We start from the raw sequence: 19,294 nt of genomic DNA on the forward strand, positions 1-19,294 counted from the left end.
CCGCCCACCCGGACGCGCCGGGCCGGCCGGACCTCACCCGCATCGACCGTTCGGCGCATCGGAGCTACCGTCCGTCGATGCGTGCGGCGGGCCGTCGGTGAAAGCGGCCGGCTGTGGCGTTCCGCGGTTGGCATGTCATGACAAACCTGGCTGTGTCCGGCTGTTGGTCCGTCGTTGACAGGAGGTAGCCAGTCACGGAGCCTGATACGACCCCCACAGCCTGATGCGACCCCCGACTCTTGCAGGCAGGTGCGACCAACAATGGCAGCGTTGCAGGCGGGCGGCCTGCTCGCCCGCAGGTATCGGCTCATCGACCGGATCGGCGCCGGTGGTATGTCGGTGATCTGGCGCGCCCGGGACGAGGTACTCGACCGGGTGGTGGCGGTGAAGGTGCTCGCCGCGTCACTCGCCGCCGACGCGAAGTTCCGGGAGATGGTCCGCGAGGAGGCCCGGGCCGCCGCGCAGCTCGTGCATCCGCACGTCACGGCCGTGCACGACTACGGCGAGACCCTGGGACCGGACGGCGGGATCACCGCCTTCGTGGTGATGGAACTGCTGACCGGCGAGGAGTTGAAGGCCGAACTCACCGCCGGCCCGCTGCCCTGGCAGACTGCGGTGGAGATCTGCGCCCAGGTGGCCGAGGCGCTGGCCGCCGCCCACCGGCTGGGCATCGTGCACCGGGACATCACCCCGGCCAACATCATGATGACCGCGACCGGCGCCAAGGTGCTCGACTTCGGCATCGCCACCCAGGTCGGCGCCCCGGACGAGGACGAGGACGGCGAGACGTTCGGCACCCCGGCGTACGTCGCGCCGGAGCGGCTGGACGGGCTTCCGGCCCAGCCGGCGACCGACACATACTCGCTGGGCGTGCTGCTCCACGAGACCCTGACCGGCAGGGTGCCCTTCCCGGCCGACACCTGGGAGGAACTGACCCGGGCACTGGAGGCGGGGACGGAGCCGACGCTGGCCGGCGTACCCGATCTGCCGCCGGTGGTGGCGGACGTCTGCCTGCGCTGTCTGGCCCGTGATCCGGTCGAGCGGCCGACGGCCGCACAGGTCGGCGAGTTGCTGCGCCAGCAACTGCTGGCCGCCGATCCGCGACGTGCGGTGCTGGGCCACACCCGGCCCGGCACGGTGCCGGCGGCGATACCCGTGCCGTCGCCGACCGCCGGCGTGCTGGCGGCGCCGATCCCGACAGCGGCGGCGCCACCGACGCCAGCGCGAGCGACGCCGCCGGATGCGGCGGCGCACGCGGCGGCGCACGCGGCGGCGACCGACGCGACGGCAGCGCACGCGACACCGGTGGAGACGGAGGCGACCCCGGCGGACGCGACAGCACCCGGCACGCCGCCTGTGCGGGTGGCGGCGGCCGGGACGGCCGTGGATGGGACGGTGGCCGGAACGCCGGTGGACGGGACGGCGCATCCGGCTCCGGTGGTGGCGCGGTCGGCGGACCCACCGAACGCCGCGGCTGCCCGACGAGACGGGGCGGCGCTGTCGGCGGAGGCTCCGCATCCACCCAGCACTCCCGTGATCGCCCGGCGGGACGATGCGACGGCGCACCAGGGCGGTCCGGTGACCCGACAGGAGACTCCGCCGGCTCCGCCGGAGTCGCGTTCGCCGGTGCACCCGGCCGGATCGCACGCGGCGCCGGAGGACCGACCCGCGACGGATCCACAGCGGACGGCCGCACCGCCGGACAGGGCGGGTCCGGCAGGCGAACCGCCCCGGCCCGGCCGGGTCCTGCTGGTCGCCGCCGCCGTGCTGGTCGCGCTCACCGCCACCGTCGTGCTCGTCTCCGCACTCGGGGACGAGCCAGGGTCGCGGCCGACGACCGGGGCGACGACCGCCGGACCGGACGGGACGCCGTCGCCGACCCCGGCCGGTACTCCGGCGCCCGGGGTCTCGACGGCCGGGCCACCGTCCACGGTGGCCCCGGGCGGGCAACCGGGTACGGGGGGCAATCCCAACATCCCGCCGCCGCCGATCAGTGAGGTCATGGCCCAGCTCTACCGGATCGTCGACGACGGGGTGGCGACGAACGAGATCCGGGACCACGCCGGGGTGGACCTGCGCAACCAGCTCCGCAACCTCCGGGCCGACTCCGGCGACGCAACGGCGGATCTGGCCGGTCAGGTGTCGCTGCTGCGTGACAAGGTCACGGTACGTCGCGACGAGGGCTCGATCTCAGCCGAGTACGCCGAACTGCTCGACGCCGCCCTGCTCCGGCTGGCCAGGGCGGTGTGAACCGGGCGGGCCCCGGATCCGGCTGTCTGAGCCAGTGGTGGCCCTCGCCGTTCCTGGTTCGACGGCGTCCGGTACGCCACCGCCGAGCACTTCATGATGGCCGGCAAGGCCCGGCTGTTCGGCGACACCGCGATGGTCGACCAGATCCTCCGGGCACCGACACCGGGCGCGGCCAAGGCGCTCGGCCAGCGGGTGCGCGGCTTCGACCAGGCACGGTGGGACGAGTGCCGGTTCGACCTGGTCGTGGCGGGCAACGTGGCGAAGTTCGGCCAGCACCCCGACCTTCGCGACTATCTGCTCGGCAGCGGAGACCGGATCCTCGTCGAGGCAAGCCCGATCGACCGGATCTGGGGAATCGGGCTCGCCGCCGACGATCCCCGGGCCGGTGACCCGGGCTCAACCTGCTCGGGTTCGCGCTGATGCGGGCCCGGCACCAGTTGGCGGCCACGACCGCGCCGACGCCGCCGGGCTGAACGGCTCCGACCGGACCGGCCGAGCCGAGCCCACCATGCGCACGGTCGCCCCAGGGCGCGCTCACGGTCAACCCAGCCGGATCCGGTCGCCGGAGCTGTCGAAGAGCAACAGTTGGTCCAGGTCGACCGCGAGCGTGATCGACTCTCCGACCCGGGGCAGCACCGGCATGGGTACCCGGACCACCACCTCACCGGCGTCGGCCGGTTCGCCGCGAAGCTCCGGGTCGTACACGGGATAGAAGCCGTACTCGGTGCGGGCGGTGGCGGGCGGCTGCTCGGGTCGGGGATGCGGAATCATCCGGGCCAGCCGGTCGCGCACCGGGTGCCCGGTCGGCAGGTCGTCGGCGAGCAGCTCGGACAGGTGCTGGCCGCTGGTCGGATTGTCCAGGCTGGCCTGTGCCGACGGGGTCGGCACCGTGTCGGTCGTCACGTGCACCAGCGCCTCGTGACCGAGGTTCTCGACCGCCCGGACCACGCCCCGCAGCACCGGCGCCGGGCTGGACGGGTCCGGCACCGGGCTGAGCGCGTCGGCCCGCAGTGCCAGGGTGACCCGCTCGGTGTGCCGTTCCCGCAGCGGGCGTACCCGGGGATCCTCGGGCGGCAGCTCGATCAGTTGCGATCCGAGGTCGAGCAGTACGCCGCCGTCGGGCGCGTAGATGGCGGCCTGCAGAAGGTTCGCCCGGGGCGTACCGAGGAAGGCCGCGACGAAGAGGGTGTGCGGGTCCCGGTACACCTCGCCGGGCGGTCCGATCTGCTGGAGTCTGCCCCGGCGCAGCACCGCGACCCGGTCGGCCATGGTCATCGCCTCGACCTGGTCGTGCGTCACGTAGAGGGTGGTCATCTCCAGCCGCCGGGCGAGAGCGGCCACCTCGGTACGCAGCTCGGCACGGAGCCCGGCGTCCACATTGGAGAGCGGCTCGTCGAGGAGGAAGGCCCGGGACTCCCCCGCCATCGCCCGCGCCATCGCCACCCGCTGCCGCTGCCCGCCGGAGAGCTGCCCCGGCCTCTTGTCGAGCAGACCGGTTATGCCGAGCTGGTCGGCGATCTCGGCGACCCGGGCCGACGCGCCGGCCGGGGAGTCCGGGCCGAGGCTCAACGGGAAGCGGATGTTCTCGGCGACCGTCAGATGTGGATAGAGCGCGTAGTCCTGGAAGACCATCGACAGTTGCCGGCTGGGGCCGGGCCCGGCGGTCACCGGCTCCCCGTCGATCAGCACCCGGCCGCTGGTCGGCTCTTCCAGCCCGGCCACCAGCCGCAGGATCGTCGACTTGCCGCAGCCGGTCGGGCCGAGCAGGGTGACGAACTCCCCGGACCCGACCTCGATGCTCACGCCGTCCACCGCGACCGTGCCGTCGGGGAACACCTTCGTCAGCCGGTCGGTGGTGATGCTGACCACGGCGACCACCTCCTGTCGCCATCGTCACGGGCCGGCGGGCTACGCGCCAGTCCCGTTGCGCCGGACGGCCGGGCCCGATGCGCCGGACGGCATAATGCCACGGCAGCGCACGGCGTGCTGCCCCGGCTCCCGAGGTGATCGGGGACCGCCTCCCGGCCCGGACCGGGGAACCGGTTCCCGGAGTGGGTCGGGGACCGGCTTCCGGACCGGGGCGCCGTGGTGGCGGGTCAGTAGGTGTTGTCGGCGGGCGGCGGCTCGGCCCGTACCGTCCGGTCCATCCAGCCGTCGCCGTCGTCGTCGTACATCCGCTTCTCGAAGAAGCCGTCGCGGTTCTTGTCGTACTCGCTGATCTCGACCAACCCGTCGGCGTCCAGGTCGTGCCCGACGAAGTCGGTACGGCCGTCCCGGTCGAGGTCGACCAGGATGTCCACCCCGCCGTCGGCCCGGCCCTGCAACGTGTGCCGGTCCCAGTCGCCGTCACCGTCGACGTCGACCCGGGTCCGGTAGCCCTCCGGTACGGCCGGTTCGGCGTCCGTGCCGGGGAGTGGTCCGGCCGGTCCGAAGCCCACCTCGGCCGGCGGTCCGGCCTCCGGGGCGGCCCCGAACCCGACCCCGGCCGCCGGCCCGAACCCGACCTCGGCATCGGCCAGCGCGGCGGCCAGCCCGTCGTCCGGGTCGGCGAGTGCGCCGGCCAGCCCACCCACCGGCTGCGCCAGCGCCCCGTCGGTGGCCGACCCGATCTCCCGGCCGATCTCGTCGCCGAGGCCGGTCAGCCCACCCACCGGTACGCCGGCACCGTGCTGCCCGACCGGCGCGGCACAGCCCGGCGCCTCGGCGAACGGTGGTACTCCGGGGCCGGGGTTGGCCGCCGCTCCGAAACCCTGGGTCAGGCCCGATCCGGCGGCACCGGAACTCCCGGCCGGTCCGGGGCCGGCGGTGCCGATCTCCCCGACTCCGGGCAGCGCGCCGGCCAGCCCGGCGAGCGGGGTGAACATGCCGAACAGGCTCGACTGGTTGGCCCGGGTCTCGACGCCGTGCTGACCGCCGGCGCCACCGAGCTGGAGCTGGAGCAGCGCCAGCTCGTCGGCGTCGAGCCGGTAGCCGGCCAGGGCGTTGACCGGATCCGCACCGAGCGCGGCGGCGAACGCCGGATCGGTGACCAGCCGTTCCAGTACGTCGTCGAAGTCACTCACGGTCGCCTCCTCAGCACGCCGGGCGTTCCCCAGGCTATCCGCGCACCGCCACCGGGGGACATCGCCCGGGTGGGCGGGCAAGGACGGTCAGTCCAACTCGGGCATGGGCACCGGTTGCGGACGGGGTCGGCAGGTGCCGCACTGGAGGGCGTCCTCCACCACCAGTCCCTCGGCCCGGCCACGCGCCTCCGAACGGTGCACCTGCAACAGGTACGGGCCGAACCGGGCATGGTCCTCGCAGACGCCACGCCCGCAGAACCGGCACCCGCCCCGCGCCGCCTTCGGACAGAACCAACAGAGCACTCCGACTCCTCACCTGGTGGTCACCTGGGTGCAGCCGGCCACGGTGATCGGGCTGCCCTGCACGGTGGACCCCGCCTTCTGACTGTCCGTCGCCGTGACCCACACGTTGAGCGTGCCGCCCCGGTTGTTCTGCCCCGAGAACGGCACCGGACCGATGGTGCCGTAGTAGGCGCCGTCCGGGGACATCCGGGCCGAGCCACTCGCAAAGCCGCTCCAGTGCACGGTGACCACCAGGGACTGCCCCGAATCCCGGTCGTCCGAGACGTTCACCGAGGCCGTGGTGGTGGTCGGGTGATCGGTGCAGCCGCCCGTCGCGGTCTGCTGGCTCAGCGTCCCGCCCGGGTCGCGCTGCCAACTGATCACGGGTGGACGGTTGGCGGGCGGCGTGGTCGGTGCGGCCGTGGTGGGTGGTGGCGTGGTGCGGGGTGGGGTCCTCGGCGGGCCGGTGGTGGTCGGGGTGCTGCCCGGGGTGCTGGCGGTCTCGGTCGGGGTGCTGCCCGCAGTGGTCGGGGTCGGCCCGGGAGTGCCGGGCGACGCGGTCGGAGACGGCGTCGGCGAGGGGGGCGGGACCGGCGTACCGGGCGTCGTCGACCCGGGGTCGCCCGGGGTACCGGTCGGGGAGGACCCGGTGCCGTCCGGTGTCGTACCGGCACCGCAGGCCAGCGGGCGTCGGTTCTCCGGCTGGCGTACCCCGGTGACCCGGACCTCGCCGGTGGAGACCTCGATGCCCCGGGTCCAGGCCGCGTACCGGGCCGCTCCGCGGTTTCCGATCCCACCGCCGGTCCGGTCCACCAGCAGCGACAACGGCGCGAAGGCGCTGCTCGGGCTCTCGGTGTCGGCGAGCATCCGGCCGGTGTCCAGGGTCAGCCGGCCGTGCGGGGTGACGGTACGCACCCCGTCGCTCCAGAGTGGACCGAGCACCGCCCGGGAGCCGGCGCAGAACACCGCCGTGGCGCCGCCCCGGAAGGTGAGCACGGCGCGGGACCGGACCGGTACCCGGATCTGGTCGCCCTCGGAGACGTAGCGCCGGTCCCCCTCGGCCAGCCGCACGGTCCGGCCGTCCACGGTCGCGTCGACCCGACCGTGGTCGGCGTGCAGCAGCGCCCGGTCGCTGGGCATCTCCGCCCAGGCCGGGCCGGGGATCAGGTTGCTCGCCGCGCTGAGCAGGGCCAGCAGCAGGAGGAGCAGGACCAGCCACCAGAGTTTGCGCTCGAACCGGCGGTCCACCTCGGGGTCCGCGTCGGGCGGCGGCGGTCCGGGTGGCGCGGCCAGCGGCGGATAGCCCCCGTCGGGATGTACGCCGGCCCGGGGCGCGCTGCCCGGCGCACCGGGCTCGGCCGGCGGAGGCGTCGCGCCCGGGGTGCCGAAGAGCAGCGGCAGGCCGGTGACGGCCGGCAGGGCCCAGACCCGGACCGGCGTACGGGCCGTGGCCACCGTGCCCGGCTCACCCTCCCCGGCGGGGCCGATCAGGGTCCCCCGGCGGAGCTGTGTGCCGTCCGGCAGCTCGATCACCCCGGACTCGACCACCACCGCGTCGTTCGGCCCGGCGAGCACGATCGGGTCACCGGCGGCGACCGCCGACACCCGGGCTCCGGCGACCAAGCCCAGCCGGTCCTCGTGACTCAGCCCGCGCAGCGCCGGTGCCTCGGCGAACAGCGCCTCGGCCTCCGCCCGGTCGGCGGGTGGCGGGCCGGGCAGCGGCCCCACCCCGGTGACCACCGCCGAGGTGGGCAGTCCCAGCAGCACGGTCCCGGCGGTGTGCCAGTCGAGGGCGGCCGGCGCCCCGGTGAGCGCACTGGCCAGCCCGATCACCCCACCCGGGCCGAGCCGCTGCCGGACCAGGCCACCCGGGTCGCCGGGCCGCCGGCCCTCCATCGCGCCGTCGACCACCAGGAAGACCGTCGACTGTGCGGCACCGGCGAAGACGAGCTGCGACCCGCTTCGCGGCCGTACCCAACGGGACCGCTGGGCCAGCTCGGTCAGGGTCGCCTCGGGCAGCCGGCCCAGCGGCGAGTTCCGCAGCGCGTCCAGTCGACGGGGCAGGTCCAGCCGCTGCCGCCGCTCCGCCAGGGCGGTGCGAACCCGCCGGACCCGCCGGGCGAGCCAGCCGGCGGCCAGGTAGACCAGCGGGGCGGCCAGGCCGGCGATCACGGCCACCAGCAGCAGCCGGGCCGGCCAGCCGGACCGCCACAGCCCGAGCACCAGGCCGGCGACCCGGTCGGTCCAGATCCGCCAGCCGAGGTTCACCGCGATGACCACCCAGAGCACGGCCAGGGTGCCGTACAGGGCGACGATCCGGCCCTCCCGGTCCAGTTGCGCCCAGCCCGGCGGCCGGCGGCGCAGCCGGGCCAGCACATAGGACAGGCCGCGGGCGCGCAGGTTGGGAATCTCCAACCAGTCCATCAGCAGGTAGTAGCCGTCCAGCGCGAGGAACGGGTTGAGGTTGAACAGCGCGTTCAGATACCAGGCGAAGGCGAGCTTGAACGTCCACGGCGCCCACTCCGGCACCAGCAGGCCGACGAGCTGGGCGAGACCGGCCAGGATCAGCCCGGCCGCCGGGCCCGCCGCCGTGGTGAGCATCCGGGCGCGGCGACCGGCCATCCAGACGTCGGTGGTGTCGACGAAGACCGACGGGATGCCGAAGTAGACCAGGAAGCCGGCGGCCGGTACCCGGCGTCCGGCGTGCTTGGTGGCGAGCGCGTGACCCAACTCGTGGCAGGCCAGCGCGAGTACGTTCAACCCGACCAGCACCGCCGCGCCGACCGCGTACGAGCCGTCGGTGAGGAACAGCGACTGGTCGCCGGCCCACCACGTCCAGCCGAACAGCAGCAGCCCGGCCAGCGCCACCGCGCCGAGCAGCCCGGCGGCGACCCGGGTGAAGAGCAGCCGCCCGCCGGCCCGGTAGGCGAGGTCGACCAGCCGGTCGACGTCGGCCACCACCGTGCGCTGTCCCTTCGCGGCGGCAACCAGCCCCCGGCCCAGCCGCAGCGGCCAGGGCCGGCGGTGCACCCGGTCCAGCGGCCGGAACGCGTCCACCGGCAGCTCGGCCAGCATCCGGTTGCCGGCCAGGTCGGCGACGACCCGGGTGACCTGGTCCGGGGCCAGCCGGCCGGCGATCCGGGCGAACTCGGCGACCAGCCGGGCGACGGTGCGGGAGCCGTCCATCAGCTCGGCCAGCCGCCACTCCTCGGGGGAGAGTCGCAGATAGCAGGCGTCGCCCCGGGAATCCGGCGAGCGGAGCATCACGTACGGCACGCCGCGTACCGAGACCAGCTCGGCGCGCTCGATGCCGGGGCGCAGCACCGGGCGGGCCCGGGCCGGGTTCAGCCGCTCGACGACGGCGGTCCACAGCCCCGAGTCGGCCGGTCCCAGGGGTCGGCCCGGGGCACGGCCGGCCAAGGCCTCCCAGACGCTCACCCGGCTCTCGACGACAGCCACCGACCCCTGCCCTCCGCGTCCCGCTGCGGCATGCAGAGTAAGGCGTCGAATGCCACCCTGACCCGCCCGCGTCCACTACCCGACGCAGAGCGTGGCTCACGTCGTACCCGAAATCAAGCGGTGGCCGCGGCCGACGGCGGCCGGACCGGCGGTGTCACCAGGCGACGGTCGGTGCCGACGCCGGTCGGACCGGCGGTTCGAGGCCCGGCTCGACGAAGGCCCGGTAGACCCGCTCGTAGTCCTCGGCCATCCGCTCGGCGGAGAACTCCCGGCGGACGTGCGCCGCGCAGACCCCCGGGTCCAGCCCGGACACCTCCCGCAGCGCCGGCCCCAGCTCCGACGGGTCGTCGCAGATCAGCCCGGTCTCGCCGGACCGGATCAGCTCCGGCACGGCTCCCCGGTTGAGCGCGACCACCGGGGTACCGGTGGCCATCGCCTCCACCATCACCATGCCGAACGGCTCCTCCCAGCGGATCGGCATGATCAGGCAGCGGGCGGCGAGCAGCAGCCGCACCGTCGCGTCCCGGTCCGGGTTGCGCAGCACCGTCACGTCCGGGCCGAGCATCGGCTCGACGACCTGTTCGAGATAGCGGCGCTCGGACCGCTCGTCGCACTTGCCGGCCAGCACCAGCGGCAGGCCGGCGGCCCGGCACGCCTCGATGGCCAGGTCCGGGCCCTTGTCGGCGCTGAACCGGGCGAGCCAGAGCACCGGACCCATCCCCGGCGCCGACTTGGTCACCAGGTTGCCGGTCGAGATTCCGTTGTGCACGGTGGCGACCCAGGGCAGTTCCGGAGCCAGCCGGCGCTGGGTGTGCGAGATCGCCACCAGCCCGACCTTCGGGTCGACGTCGGCGAGCACCTCCCGCAACTCGCCGGTCGGCTTGCCGTGCACGGTGGCGATCGTCGGCACCGCCCGGTCGGTGGCGTACGGGCCGACGGTGGTGTGGTCGTGCACGATGTCGAACGAATCCGGCGAGATCATCCGGTTGACCCGGGTCAGGTGGGCCAACTCCGGCAGGGTCTGGCCCAGCCGGTGGTGCTGCAACTCCGGGACGGTCCCGACGAAGTGCGCCGCCGTACCCGTCCCGGTCCCCGCGCCGAAGAGGGTCACCTCGTGCCCCTTGGCCGCCAGCCCGTCGACCAGGGCCGAGCAGACCTGTTCCAGCCCGCCGTAGCCGGGCGGCGGCAGCTCGTACCAGGGCGGGACGACCATCGCGATACGCAGCCGGCGCTCCGGCTGTGCCCGCTCGGACGGGTTCGTGCTCACGGAGGGGTCCTCCCCTCGGGTCCGGTCGGTCGGATGGTCGCCACCGACTCCGCCGTCCGGCGCCGCGGATCGACGTGAAAGCTCCTTCTTCTGCCCGCGGTCGGCCAGAGCCGACCCGGATCAGGTCGCGAGGAGGCCGACACGGGTCAGGTCGCGAGGCGGAGCCGCATCTCGACCTCGCCCACCCCGGGCGCGGCCCAGGCCACCCGCTCCGCCTCCTCCCGCTCCAACCACGACCGCACCTCGCCGGTGAGCACCACGGTCCCCTCGTCGACATCGATCTCGATCAGGTCGGCGTCGATGTCGATCCGCCGGGCGAGAGCGCTGCGGATGTCCCGTTTGAGGTCCTCCTCGTTCAGGTCGCCGGCCGGCGCCACGGCGATCAGGTTCGTCACCCCGCGTACCCCCGTCAGCCGGCGTACGGCCCGTTCGGCGGCCCGCTTCTGGTAGCCCCGCTCGACCTCGCCGCGCAGCGTCAGCCAGCCGTTGGCGGCGGTCACCTGGATCCGGTCGACCGGCACGAAGGCGTCCCACTCCAGGGCCCGGCTCGCCGCCGTCGCGATGTCGGTGTCGGTGCGCTCGGCCGTGCCCGACAGGCGTACCTCGATGTCGTTGGCGACCGCCCGGTTGCCCCGGACCCGGTGCGCGATCCGCTCCGCGGCCCACTTCTTGGCGTAGCTGTCCACCCAGCCGGTCAGGGTCACGATGCCGCTGGAGACCGACACGCCAAGCTCGCTGGCCCGTACCCGGGCGTCCCAGGCCAGCTCGGCCAGCACGTCACGCTGGATGTCGATGTCGCTGCGCGCCATGGTCGCGGTACTCATCGCCGCTCCTCCCCGGGTCCTCGTGGTCACCGACCCACGGTCGAGACCCGAGTCCGTGCCTGCCAGACCAACCCCGATATTCGCCCCGCTCCGGGTGAGCCGGGCTCACCCCGGGCGGGTGAAGCGGGACGAGACCCGGCGCTCGGTGCTGGGCCGCCGTAAACGCCGGCGGCCGACCCCCGGGCCGGGCACGCTCGCCGGGGAGGGACCAGTCGTCGCGCAGACTGTCGAGCTGCCCCGCTCGTGCACCCACCGGCCGGTCCCGGCCGAAACGGCGGCCGGTCCGCCCGAACCACCGGTGGCTGCCCCGTTCGTGCACCCAGCTCGACAGTCTCCGGAACGGACATTCCTTCCCCGGACGCCACCGGCCGAACGCGCCCTCCCGGCCCCGAAAAGGAGGAGCGGCGGGCGACCTGACCAACCCCCTTGGTCACGTCGCCCGCCGCTCTGGGGAGGAGGCTTGACTTCCGTCGTGCGGAAGGTCTACCTCGAAAGCGTACGGCGTTCTTTCCTTACGACGTTTCGGCGAGCGTCACGGTTGCCGTCTTTTCGACCCCGTTTCGGGTGTACGTCACCTGCACCTGGTCACCCACCTTGCCGGCCTGTACGGCGCCGACCAGATCGTCGGCGTCACCGATCTTCCGGTCGCCGAACTGGGTGACCACGTCGCCCTGCTGGAGACCGGCCTTGGCGGCCGGGCTGTCCGGCACGACGCCGCTGATCAGCGCTCCGCCGTTCTCGGCCGGGGTGACCTGGACCCCGAGCGACGGGTGGCTGACCTTCTCGCCACGCCGGAGCGCCTCGGCGACCGCGGTGGCCTTGTTGCTCGGGATGGCGAAGCCGACCCCGATGTTGCCGCTGCCCTGGCCGGCGGTGAGGATCGCGGTGTTGATGCCGATCACCTCCGCCTTGGTGTTGACCAGCGCGCCGCCGGAGTTGCCCGGGTTGATCGGGGCGTCGGTCTGCAACAGGCCGGAGATCGAGCTGGCCCCGCCCTGCTGCTGCGGCTGCTCGAACGGGTTCTGCGGCTGCTCGCCCTCGCCACCGGCCCGGATGGTCCGGTCCCGGGCGCTGATGATGCCGGCGGTCACCGAGCCCTGCAGGCCGAGCGGGCTGCCCAGCGCCAGCACCTGGTCGCCGATCTGCATCGCGTCGCTGTCCCCGAACTTCGCGGCGGACAGCCCGGAGACGCCCTCGGCCTTCACCACGGCCAGGTCGGTCTTCGGGTCGGTGCCCATCACCTTCGCATCGGCGGTCTTTCCGTCGGCGAAGAACACCTTCACAGTGCCGCCGTTGGCGCTGGCCACCACGTGGTTGTTGGTCAGCACGAAGCCGTCGGCGCTCATCACCACGCCCGAGCCCTCGGTGTTGGCGGTGCTGATCGACACCACGCTGTCCTGTACCTGGGCGGCGATCTTCGGCAGGTCGGCCGCGTTGATCACCGGGGCCGCCGAGTAGGTCCGGTTGGTCACCGACGGCGAGTCGTCCAGCGCCGTCGCGATGGCCCCGCCGGCGAGCCCGGAGCCGACCATCAGGGCCAGCGCGGCCACTCCGACCGCCACCGCCTTGCCGACCCGGCCGGGGCCGGAGGAGGCGGGTGCGGGGGCGCCCGGGGTGGCCCAGGGCGGCGGCACCGGGCCGCCGAGGTGCGGCGGCTGGGGCGGTGCCCCGGCACCGGGATGCCCCGGTGACCATGGCGAGTGGGGCTGGCCGGTGGTCGGCGCCTGCCACGGGCTGCCGCCGGCCTGCGCCGGAATGCCGCCGGTCCGACCGGCCGGCGGAAGGCTGTACGGCTGGCCGGAGGCGGGCGCCGAGCCGTACGGGCCGGTGCCGTAGGGCTGCCCGGAGGCGGGCGCGGCGGCGTAGGGGTTGCCGCCGTAGGGCTGTCCGGAGGCTGGGGCGCCACCGTAGGGCTGTCCGGAGGCTGGGGCGCCACCGTAGGGCTGGCCCGCGGCCGGCGCGCCCGCGTACGGCTGGTCGGAGGCCGGCACCCCGCTGTGGGGCTGCTCGGCGGTCGGCCTCGTCGCTCCGTACGCCCCGGAGCCGTACGGGTCGGCGGCGGGCTGTACGGCGGTCGCCGGCTCGGACCGGTCGCCGGACGGGGTGCCGTCCGAGGCACCGGTCGTGGCGAAGCTGGCGGTCGAGTCGGTCGAGCCGGCGGGACTGGCGGCGGCCGGGATGGCCGCGTCGGCGGTGGAGGCGCCGGAGTCGGACTGCCCGCGGTCGTCGCGCGGCAGCTCGGCGGTGGGGTGCGAGTGCTCGCGGTCGGCGGTCACCGGCCGCCGTTGCGGGTCGGTCTCGAAGTCGCTCATGTCCTTACCTTGCCCCCTCGCTCTGCGACGTACCTGGAGCCCGCCTGGATATTGGCTGAGAATTACTCTACGTCGATTGATTCGGCGATTTCCGGTTCCTCGGCGGCCTCCGGTTCCTCGGCGACCTCCGGTGCGCGCGGCAGCCGAACCCGGAAGGTCGCACCGCCGCCCGGGGTGTCAACCACCTCGACGCTGCCGTTATGTCCCGCCACCAGGGCCGCCACGATGGCCAGGCCGAGCCCCGTGCTGACCCCGCCGCCCGCCTGGCGGGTCCGCGCGGCGTCCGCCCGGTAGAACCGCTCGAAGACCCGCTCGGCCTGCTCCGCCGAGAGCCCCGGACCGGTGTCGGCGACCTCGACCACCGCATCCTCCCGCTCGGCTCGTAACCGCAGCGTCACCGCTGCCTCCGGCGGGGTGTGGGTGAGTGCGTTGGTCATCAGGTTGCCGAGCACCTGCCGCAGCCGGGCGTCGTCGCCGAACACCACCAGCGAGCCGGCCCCCGGCTCGATCTCCAGGCTGATGGAGCGGTCCGGCGCGACCACCTTGGCGGCCTGCACCGCATCGCTGGCCAGCACCGGCAGCTCCACCGGCGCCAGGGTGAGCGGCCGTTCCCGGTCGAGCCGGGCCAGCAGCAGCAGGTCCTCGACGAGCAGGCCCATCCGGGCCGCCTCGTCCTCGATCCGGCGGATCAGCCGGGCGGTGTCCTCGGGCGAGCCGGCGGCGCCCTGCCGGTACAGCTCGGCGAAGCCCCGGATGGTGGTCAGCGGGGTACGCAGTTCGTGCGAGGCGTCCGCGATGAACTGCCGCATCCGCTCCTCGGAACGCAGTGCCCGGGACTCCGACGCCTGGGCGGCGATTGCGGCGTTGCGGGCCGCGGTCGCCGCGCTGCGGGCGTTCGCCTCGGCCGCCCGGGCGGCCGACTCCGAGGCCGCCCGCGCCGTGAAGGCCACCTCGATCTGGCTGAGCATCGTGTTCAGCGCCCGGGACAGCCGGCCGAGTTCGGTTTTCGCCTCGATCTCACCCGGCTCCGGATCGGGTACCCGTCTGGACAGGTCTCCGCCGGCGATGGCCGCCGTGGTCCGCTCGATCTCCACGAGTGGTTTCAGGCTGGTACGCACGATCGCCGCCCCCGCCGCGGCGAGCGTGATCAACACCGAGCCGCCGACCAGTACGTCGATCCAGATCAGTTCCTTGACCGCCAGGTCGACCTCGGTGAGGTGCTGCCCGACCGCCAGGAAGGTGCCACTCGGCCACTGCACCACCATCATCCGCCAGCGGAACCGGTGGTCCGCCGACGAGATGGTGAAGAAGTCCCCGCCGGCATGCCGCTCGTACCAGTTGGCATCGTTGAGCGCGGCCGGCAGGTTGTTCTGGTCGAGCGTCCGGTCGTAGAGCGGTTGGAAGACCCAGGCCTCCCGGTCGGCCCGCACGATCAGGTAGTCGGTCGGCAACGCGCTGCGGCCGGCCGCCACGTTGTCGTAGAGCCGCTGGACCTGCTGCGCGTCCGCGTCGCGGGCGAAGCTCGCCAGTTCGTTGTCGATCCGGCCGACCAGGTAGCTGCGCAGGAAGAAGGCGGTCATCACGCTGATCACCACCAGCGCGGCGGCGACCAGGACGAGTACGGCGGCGACGAGCTTGACCCGTAGCGGCGTGGCGCGGAGCCGCCCCTTCAGCGGCAGGGCGACATTCACGCCGCCGGCTTGCGGAGCACGTAACCGACCCCGCGCAGGGTGTGGATCAGGCGAGGCTGGGTGGTGTCGATCTTGCGCCGCAGGTAGGAGATGTAGGACTCCACGATGTTGTCGTCGCCCCGGAAGTCGTAGTTCCAGACGTGGTCCAGGATCTGCGCCTTGGACAGCACCCGGTTGGCGTTGAGCATCAGGTAGCGCAGCAGCTTGAACTCGGTCGGCGAGAGCTGCACCCGCTTGCCGGCCCGGTGCACCTCGTGGGTCTCCTCGTCCAGTTCCAGGTCGGCGAAGGTGAGCCGGGACGGCGCGTGCTCGCCGGTGGCGGTACGCCGCAGCACCGCCCGGATCCGGGCGGTCAGCTCCTCCAGGCTGAACGGCTTGGTGACGTAGTCGTCGCCGCCCAGGGTCAGCCCACGGATCTTGTCGTCGGTCGCGTCCCGAGCGGTGAGGAAGACCACCGGGGTACGGGTGCCGCCCTCGCGGAGCAGCCGGATCACCTCGAAACCGTCGAGGTCGGGCAGCATGACGTCGAGCACGACCAGGTCGGGTCGGCGCTCCTTCGCCGCGCTGACCGCCGCGCTCCCACTGGTGGCGGTGGCCACGTCGAAGCCGGCGAATCGCAGACTGGCGGAGAGCAGCTCGAGAATGTTGGGGTCGTCCTCCACGACGAGTAGCCGTGCCTCGCTCTGCGTTGTCGCTGCCATCTGGCCATCATCCGCGCCTCCGCTGCGGCTCGGCTGAGCATCCCCTGAAAACTTTCTGAGAGCGACCCGGATCACCTCGGTTCGGGGATGACGACCGCCGCCCGCCGGGTTCGACAGGCCAGCCGCCCGGGTCACAGGCCAGCCGCCCGGGTCAGGTCAGCAGGCCAGCCGCCCGGGTCAGCAGGGCGGCCGGCGGGATCAGCGGAGCAGCCGGCGCAGCCCGTCCAGCGCGCCGTGCAGCACCCGGGCCGCCGTACGCAACTGGGCCTCGGTGAACCGGCCGCTGCGGGCCAGCGCCCGCACCTCGGTCACGAAGAGCAGCAACTGCCGGTCGAACTCGGCGCCCGGGTCGTCCCCCTCCGCCGCCGACCAGCCGCCCGGCGGCTGCTCCCCGGCACGCGCCCCCGCCGACCAGCCGCCCGGGATCCACTCCCCGGCACGCTGCCCCGCCGACCGGTCACCGCCGGCCGGTGCGGCGCCCGGGTACGCCGCACCCGGAGCGGACCGCCGGTCACCCCGGCGGGTCTCCCGGGCGGCCGCCCGAAGCTCCTGCTTCAGGTCGCGCACCGAGTCGCGTACCTCGGAACGGATCTCACCGGCCAGCTTCGCCAGGTCGGAGACCGAGGCGCGGATCTCCGACTCCAGACTGGCCACCTCGTCGGCGCGCTGCCGCAGCTCGGCCCGGCCCGCCTCGGTGATCTGGTAGACCTTCCGGCCGCCGACGGCGTCGTGCGTGACCAGTCCCTCGGCCTCCAACCGGGCGAGGCGGGGATAGATGGTGCCGGCGCTCGGCGCGTACAGGCCGAGGAAGCGCTCCTCCAGCAGCCGGATCAGCTCGTAGCCGTGCCTCGGCCCGTCGTCCAGGAGCTTGAGCAGATAGAGCCGGAGCCGGCCGTGGCCGAACACCATCGTCATCTCGCCCTCACTCCGCCGACCGCCGGGCCAGCAGCACGATGCTCCCGGACGGGGTTGCCGAGGTCGCAGGTGATCACCCCGGAGACCGTACCGGCCCGGACCTGTTCGGCGGTCCCGTCGGCCAGGATCAGCTCACCGGAGACCGTCTCCATGGTCAGGTCTCCGGAGACGCCGAGCGCCTCCACCGGCCCGGAGACCAGCCCCGCCCCGGTCCGGCCGGCCAGCCCCACCCGGCCGGAGCTGAGGCGGACGACGCGCTGGTCGACCGGTTCGGTGAGGGTCAGCCGGCGCGGCCCGTCCACGGTCCAGCTCGGCATGGCGACTCCCCTGGTGCTGGCCGGTCCGGCCGGCGGGAGGCGCGGGCACGGGCGGCGGAGGTGCGTGCTGCCACGATAACGCGATACATCGCGTTTCCGGAACGCCCGCCCGACCGACCCGGCAGGGCTGTCAGGCCGCCAGCTCCAGCGTCTCCCCGCCGGCCGAACGTGCCGGCGGGCCGGCTGGACCGGCCGCCCGCACCGCCGCCTCGGCCGCCGTGGCGAGCCGGCGACGGTCCGTCGGGCCGTCGCACCACGGCTCGTCGACCACGGTCAGGGTCACCACCAGGTTGCGCAGCGCCAGCACCCGGCGTACCGAGGTGTAGAGGCTCTCCTCGGCCAGGAAGGACGCCGCCGTGGTGTCGGCGGCCCGGACCTGGCCGGTCGCCGCCGTACCGGCCGTCGAGGCACCGGTCGGGCCGACCGGTGCGCCGGTCGCGGGGCGGCCGGCGGAGAACTCGATGCGGTAGCCGAGATGCACCGGTACCACCGGGGTCGCCGCGTCGACGGCGGCCTGGAACATGGCCGGCCGGAACCGGACCGCCCGGCCACAGCTTCCGGCCGCCCGGGGCACGCCGCACCAGGTCGTACCCTCCGGAAAGACCGCGACCACCCCGTCCGCGCGGAGCACCTCCGCCACCTCGGCCACGGTCTGCGGGAGGGTGCGCGGCCGGGTCCGGTCGATGAAGATGGTGCCGCCGAGCGCCGCCAGCGGCCCGATCAGCGGCCAGTTCCGCACCTCGTGCTTGGCCAGCAGCCGGGCCGGGGTCACCGCGAGGATCGTGACCACGTCGAGCCAGGAGACGTGGTTGGCCACCAGCAGCGCCCGCCGCAGCGGCGGTCGGCCCCGCACGTCGAGCCGGATCCCACCGGCCCGCAACACGGTACGGGCCCAGGCCCGCCCGGCGACCCCCCGGCCGGGCCGGGGAAGCACCGGCAGTACCGGCAGCAGCACCCCGCCGAAGAGCAGGGCCCCGAGCAGCGCCATCAGCCGACCGAGTTGGCGCGGCCCGGAGGCCCTCGGGAGCTGGCCCGGGTCGGGCAGGCAGTCCGGCCCGCAGGTCGAGTGCGGCCGCCAGAGCGACCCGCCGGTGTGCAGCGACCGGCCCGGGACCGCGCGGGTGCGGGTGCGGGTGCGGGTGCGGGTGTTCACTGAACCTTTTTCAACCTGAACCGCGCGGCGCTCACACACCGCGTCCGACCTCGCCCTCCGACGGACCGCAAGGGGAGGTTGAAAAAGGTTCACTGGTCCGGACCGAGGAAGTGCCGGCGGTACCGGTCGGGCATCCGGTCCATCGAGAGCAGGACGTAGAAGTCGGCCACGTCGAACTCCGGGTCGTACGCCGGCTCCCCGCAGACCCAGGCGCCCAGCCGCAGGTAGCCGCGGAGCAGCGGCGGCATCGCCACCCGGCCCCGGGCGGCGGCCGGCGCCCCGGGCGGTACCCCCGCCTCGGCAGCCGCCAGCGCGGCCGCGCCGGCCGGCTCGGCCAGCCAGGGCCGGTGTGGCCGGACCCGCATCGGCGGCGGCGACAGGTGCCGGCGCCGGACCTCCGACCAGACCCCGACCGCGGTCGCTCCGGCATCGTCCAGCGGCACCGAGGTACAGCCGGCGAGCCAGCGCAGACCGCGCAGTTGGAGGTAGCGGGCGATCCCCGCCCACATCAGGTTGATCACGGCACCGGTCCGGTGCGCCGGGTCGACGCAGGACCGGCCGATCTCGACGACCTCGTCGCGCAGCGGCGCGAGCGGGGAGAGGTCGAACTCGCCCTCGGCGTACCGTCGACCGGCCCGGGCGGCCCGGTCCGGCGTCAGCATCCGGTACGTGCCGACCACCGCACCCGACTCGTCCTCCCGGACGACGAGGTGCTCGCAGTACGGGTCGAACTCGTCGATGTCGAGTCCGGTCACCGGCGAGTGGAGGTTCGCGCCGAACTCGTCGACGAAGACGGTGTGCCGGAGGCGCTGTGCGGCGGCTACCTGCGACGCGCTGTCGGCGATCAGCAGGGTGTATCCGCTGGTCCCGGTTTGTGCCGGGGCGGTGAGCAGAACGGCCATGGTCTCTGTGTAGGCCCCCGGACTGCCCTGGACGTGTCGACCGACGGCCGACGGCGTGTCGATCCGGTGAACGGGATGTGGTACCGGCCCGGCACGGCCGGCTTCGCGCGCCGCCCCCCGGCGGCTCGTCCGAACTGGTAGATTCGCCCCCTCCTCCCC

At 74.2% G+C, this 19,294-nt stretch carries 14 protein-coding genes and 1 pseudogene; 2 read left to right on the top strand and 13 right to left on the bottom strand.

Annotation, left to right across the window (positions count from 1 at the left end; all coding sequences use genetic code 11):
* Positions 1-261 precede the first annotated feature (261 nt).
* Both ACQEVC_RS03200 and ACQEVC_RS03205 read left to right on the top strand, forming a co-directional pair.
* Positions 262-2,250 carry a protein kinase domain-containing protein gene (locus ACQEVC_RS03200; protein WP_432873169.1) on the top strand — a complete coding sequence of 663 codons (1,989 nt, stop codon included), beginning with the start codon at positions 262-264 and terminating at the stop codon, positions 2,248-2,250.
* Positions 2,251-2,264: 14 nt separating this feature from the next.
* Positions 2,265-2,723, top strand: a pseudogene (locus tag ACQEVC_RS03205) (NADAR family protein); the annotation flags it as partial.
* Positions 2,724-2,790: 67 nt separating this feature from the next.
* On the opposite strand, the gene ACQEVC_RS03210 reads toward ACQEVC_RS03205, so the two are convergent.
* From ACQEVC_RS03210 to ACQEVC_RS03270, 13 genes are all read right to left on the bottom strand, one after another.
* Positions 2,791-4,119 (bottom strand): ABC transporter ATP-binding protein, encoded by a 1,329-nt coding sequence (locus ACQEVC_RS03210; RefSeq protein WP_432873171.1) that lies wholly within the window; start codon positions 4,117-4,119, stop codon positions 2,791-2,793.
* A 227-nt stretch (positions 4,120-4,346) separates the two neighbouring features.
* Positions 4,347-5,312, bottom strand: a complete 966-nt coding sequence (locus tag ACQEVC_RS03215; RefSeq protein ID WP_432873173.1) for a hypothetical protein — start codon at positions 5,310-5,312, stop codon at positions 4,347-4,349.
* 87 nt (positions 5,313-5,399) lie between these two features.
* The gene (locus ACQEVC_RS03220) at positions 5,400-5,615 is read right to left on the bottom strand and encodes a hypothetical protein (RefSeq protein ID WP_130464803.1); all 216 of its coding nucleotides are present in this window, start codon (positions 5,613-5,615) and stop codon (positions 5,400-5,402) included.
* A gap of 9 nt (positions 5,616-5,624) precedes the next feature.
* Entirely contained in the window at positions 5,625-9,053 is a 3,429-nt protein-coding gene (locus ACQEVC_RS03225; protein ID WP_432873174.1) for a cyclic nucleotide-binding protein, read from the bottom strand.
* A 154-nt stretch (positions 9,054-9,207) separates the two neighbouring features.
* Positions 9,208-10,320 carry a glycosyltransferase family 4 protein gene (locus tag ACQEVC_RS03230; protein ID WP_432873176.1) on the bottom strand — a complete coding sequence of 371 codons (1,113 nt, stop codon included), beginning with the start codon at positions 10,318-10,320 and terminating at the stop codon, positions 9,208-9,210.
* A 146-nt stretch (positions 10,321-10,466) separates the two neighbouring features.
* Positions 10,467-11,144: a BON domain-containing protein gene (locus ACQEVC_RS03235; RefSeq protein ID WP_432873178.1), complete on the bottom strand. Its 678-nt coding sequence runs from the start codon at positions 11,142-11,144 to the stop codon at positions 10,467-10,469.
* A gap of 512 nt (positions 11,145-11,656) precedes the next feature.
* The gene (locus ACQEVC_RS03240) at positions 11,657-13,456 is read right to left on the bottom strand and encodes a trypsin-like peptidase domain-containing protein (RefSeq protein WP_432873180.1); all 1,800 of its coding nucleotides are present in this window, start codon (positions 13,454-13,456) and stop codon (positions 11,657-11,659) included.
* 62 nt (positions 13,457-13,518) lie between these two features.
* Positions 13,519-15,147: an ATP-binding protein gene (locus ACQEVC_RS03245; RefSeq protein ID WP_432873181.1), complete on the bottom strand. Its 1,629-nt coding sequence runs from the start codon at positions 15,145-15,147 to the stop codon at positions 13,519-13,521.
* On the bottom strand, positions 15,144-15,848 hold the full coding sequence (locus tag ACQEVC_RS03250; RefSeq protein ID WP_101369786.1) for a response regulator transcription factor: 705 nt from the start codon (positions 15,846-15,848) through the stop codon (positions 15,144-15,146). Before ACQEVC_RS03250 ends, ACQEVC_RS03245 begins: the two co-directional genes overlap by 4 nt.
* Before the next feature lie 198 nt (positions 15,849-16,046).
* On the bottom strand, positions 16,047-16,763 hold the full coding sequence (locus tag ACQEVC_RS03255; RefSeq protein WP_432873184.1) for a PadR family transcriptional regulator: 717 nt from the start codon (positions 16,761-16,763) through the stop codon (positions 16,047-16,049).
* The gene (locus tag ACQEVC_RS03260) at positions 16,760-17,080 is read right to left on the bottom strand and encodes a hypothetical protein (RefSeq protein WP_432873186.1); all 321 of its coding nucleotides are present in this window, start codon (positions 17,078-17,080) and stop codon (positions 16,760-16,762) included. The genes ACQEVC_RS03255 and ACQEVC_RS03260 overlap by 4 nt, the downstream gene beginning before the upstream one ends.
* A gap of 130 nt (positions 17,081-17,210) precedes the next feature.
* Entirely contained in the window at positions 17,211-18,233 is a 1,023-nt protein-coding gene (locus ACQEVC_RS03265) for a lysophospholipid acyltransferase family protein (protein ID WP_432873188.1), read from the bottom strand.
* Positions 18,234-18,322: 89 nt separating this feature from the next.
* On the bottom strand, positions 18,323-19,135 hold the full coding sequence (locus ACQEVC_RS03270) for a GNAT family N-acetyltransferase (protein ID WP_432873190.1): 813 nt from the start codon (positions 19,133-19,135) through the stop codon (positions 18,323-18,325).
* Positions 19,136-19,294: the final 159 nt, after the last annotated feature.

Source organism: Plantactinospora sp. CA-294935 (assembly GCF_050936445.1).
GTDB lineage: Bacteria > Actinomycetota > Actinomycetes > Mycobacteriales > Micromonosporaceae > Plantactinospora.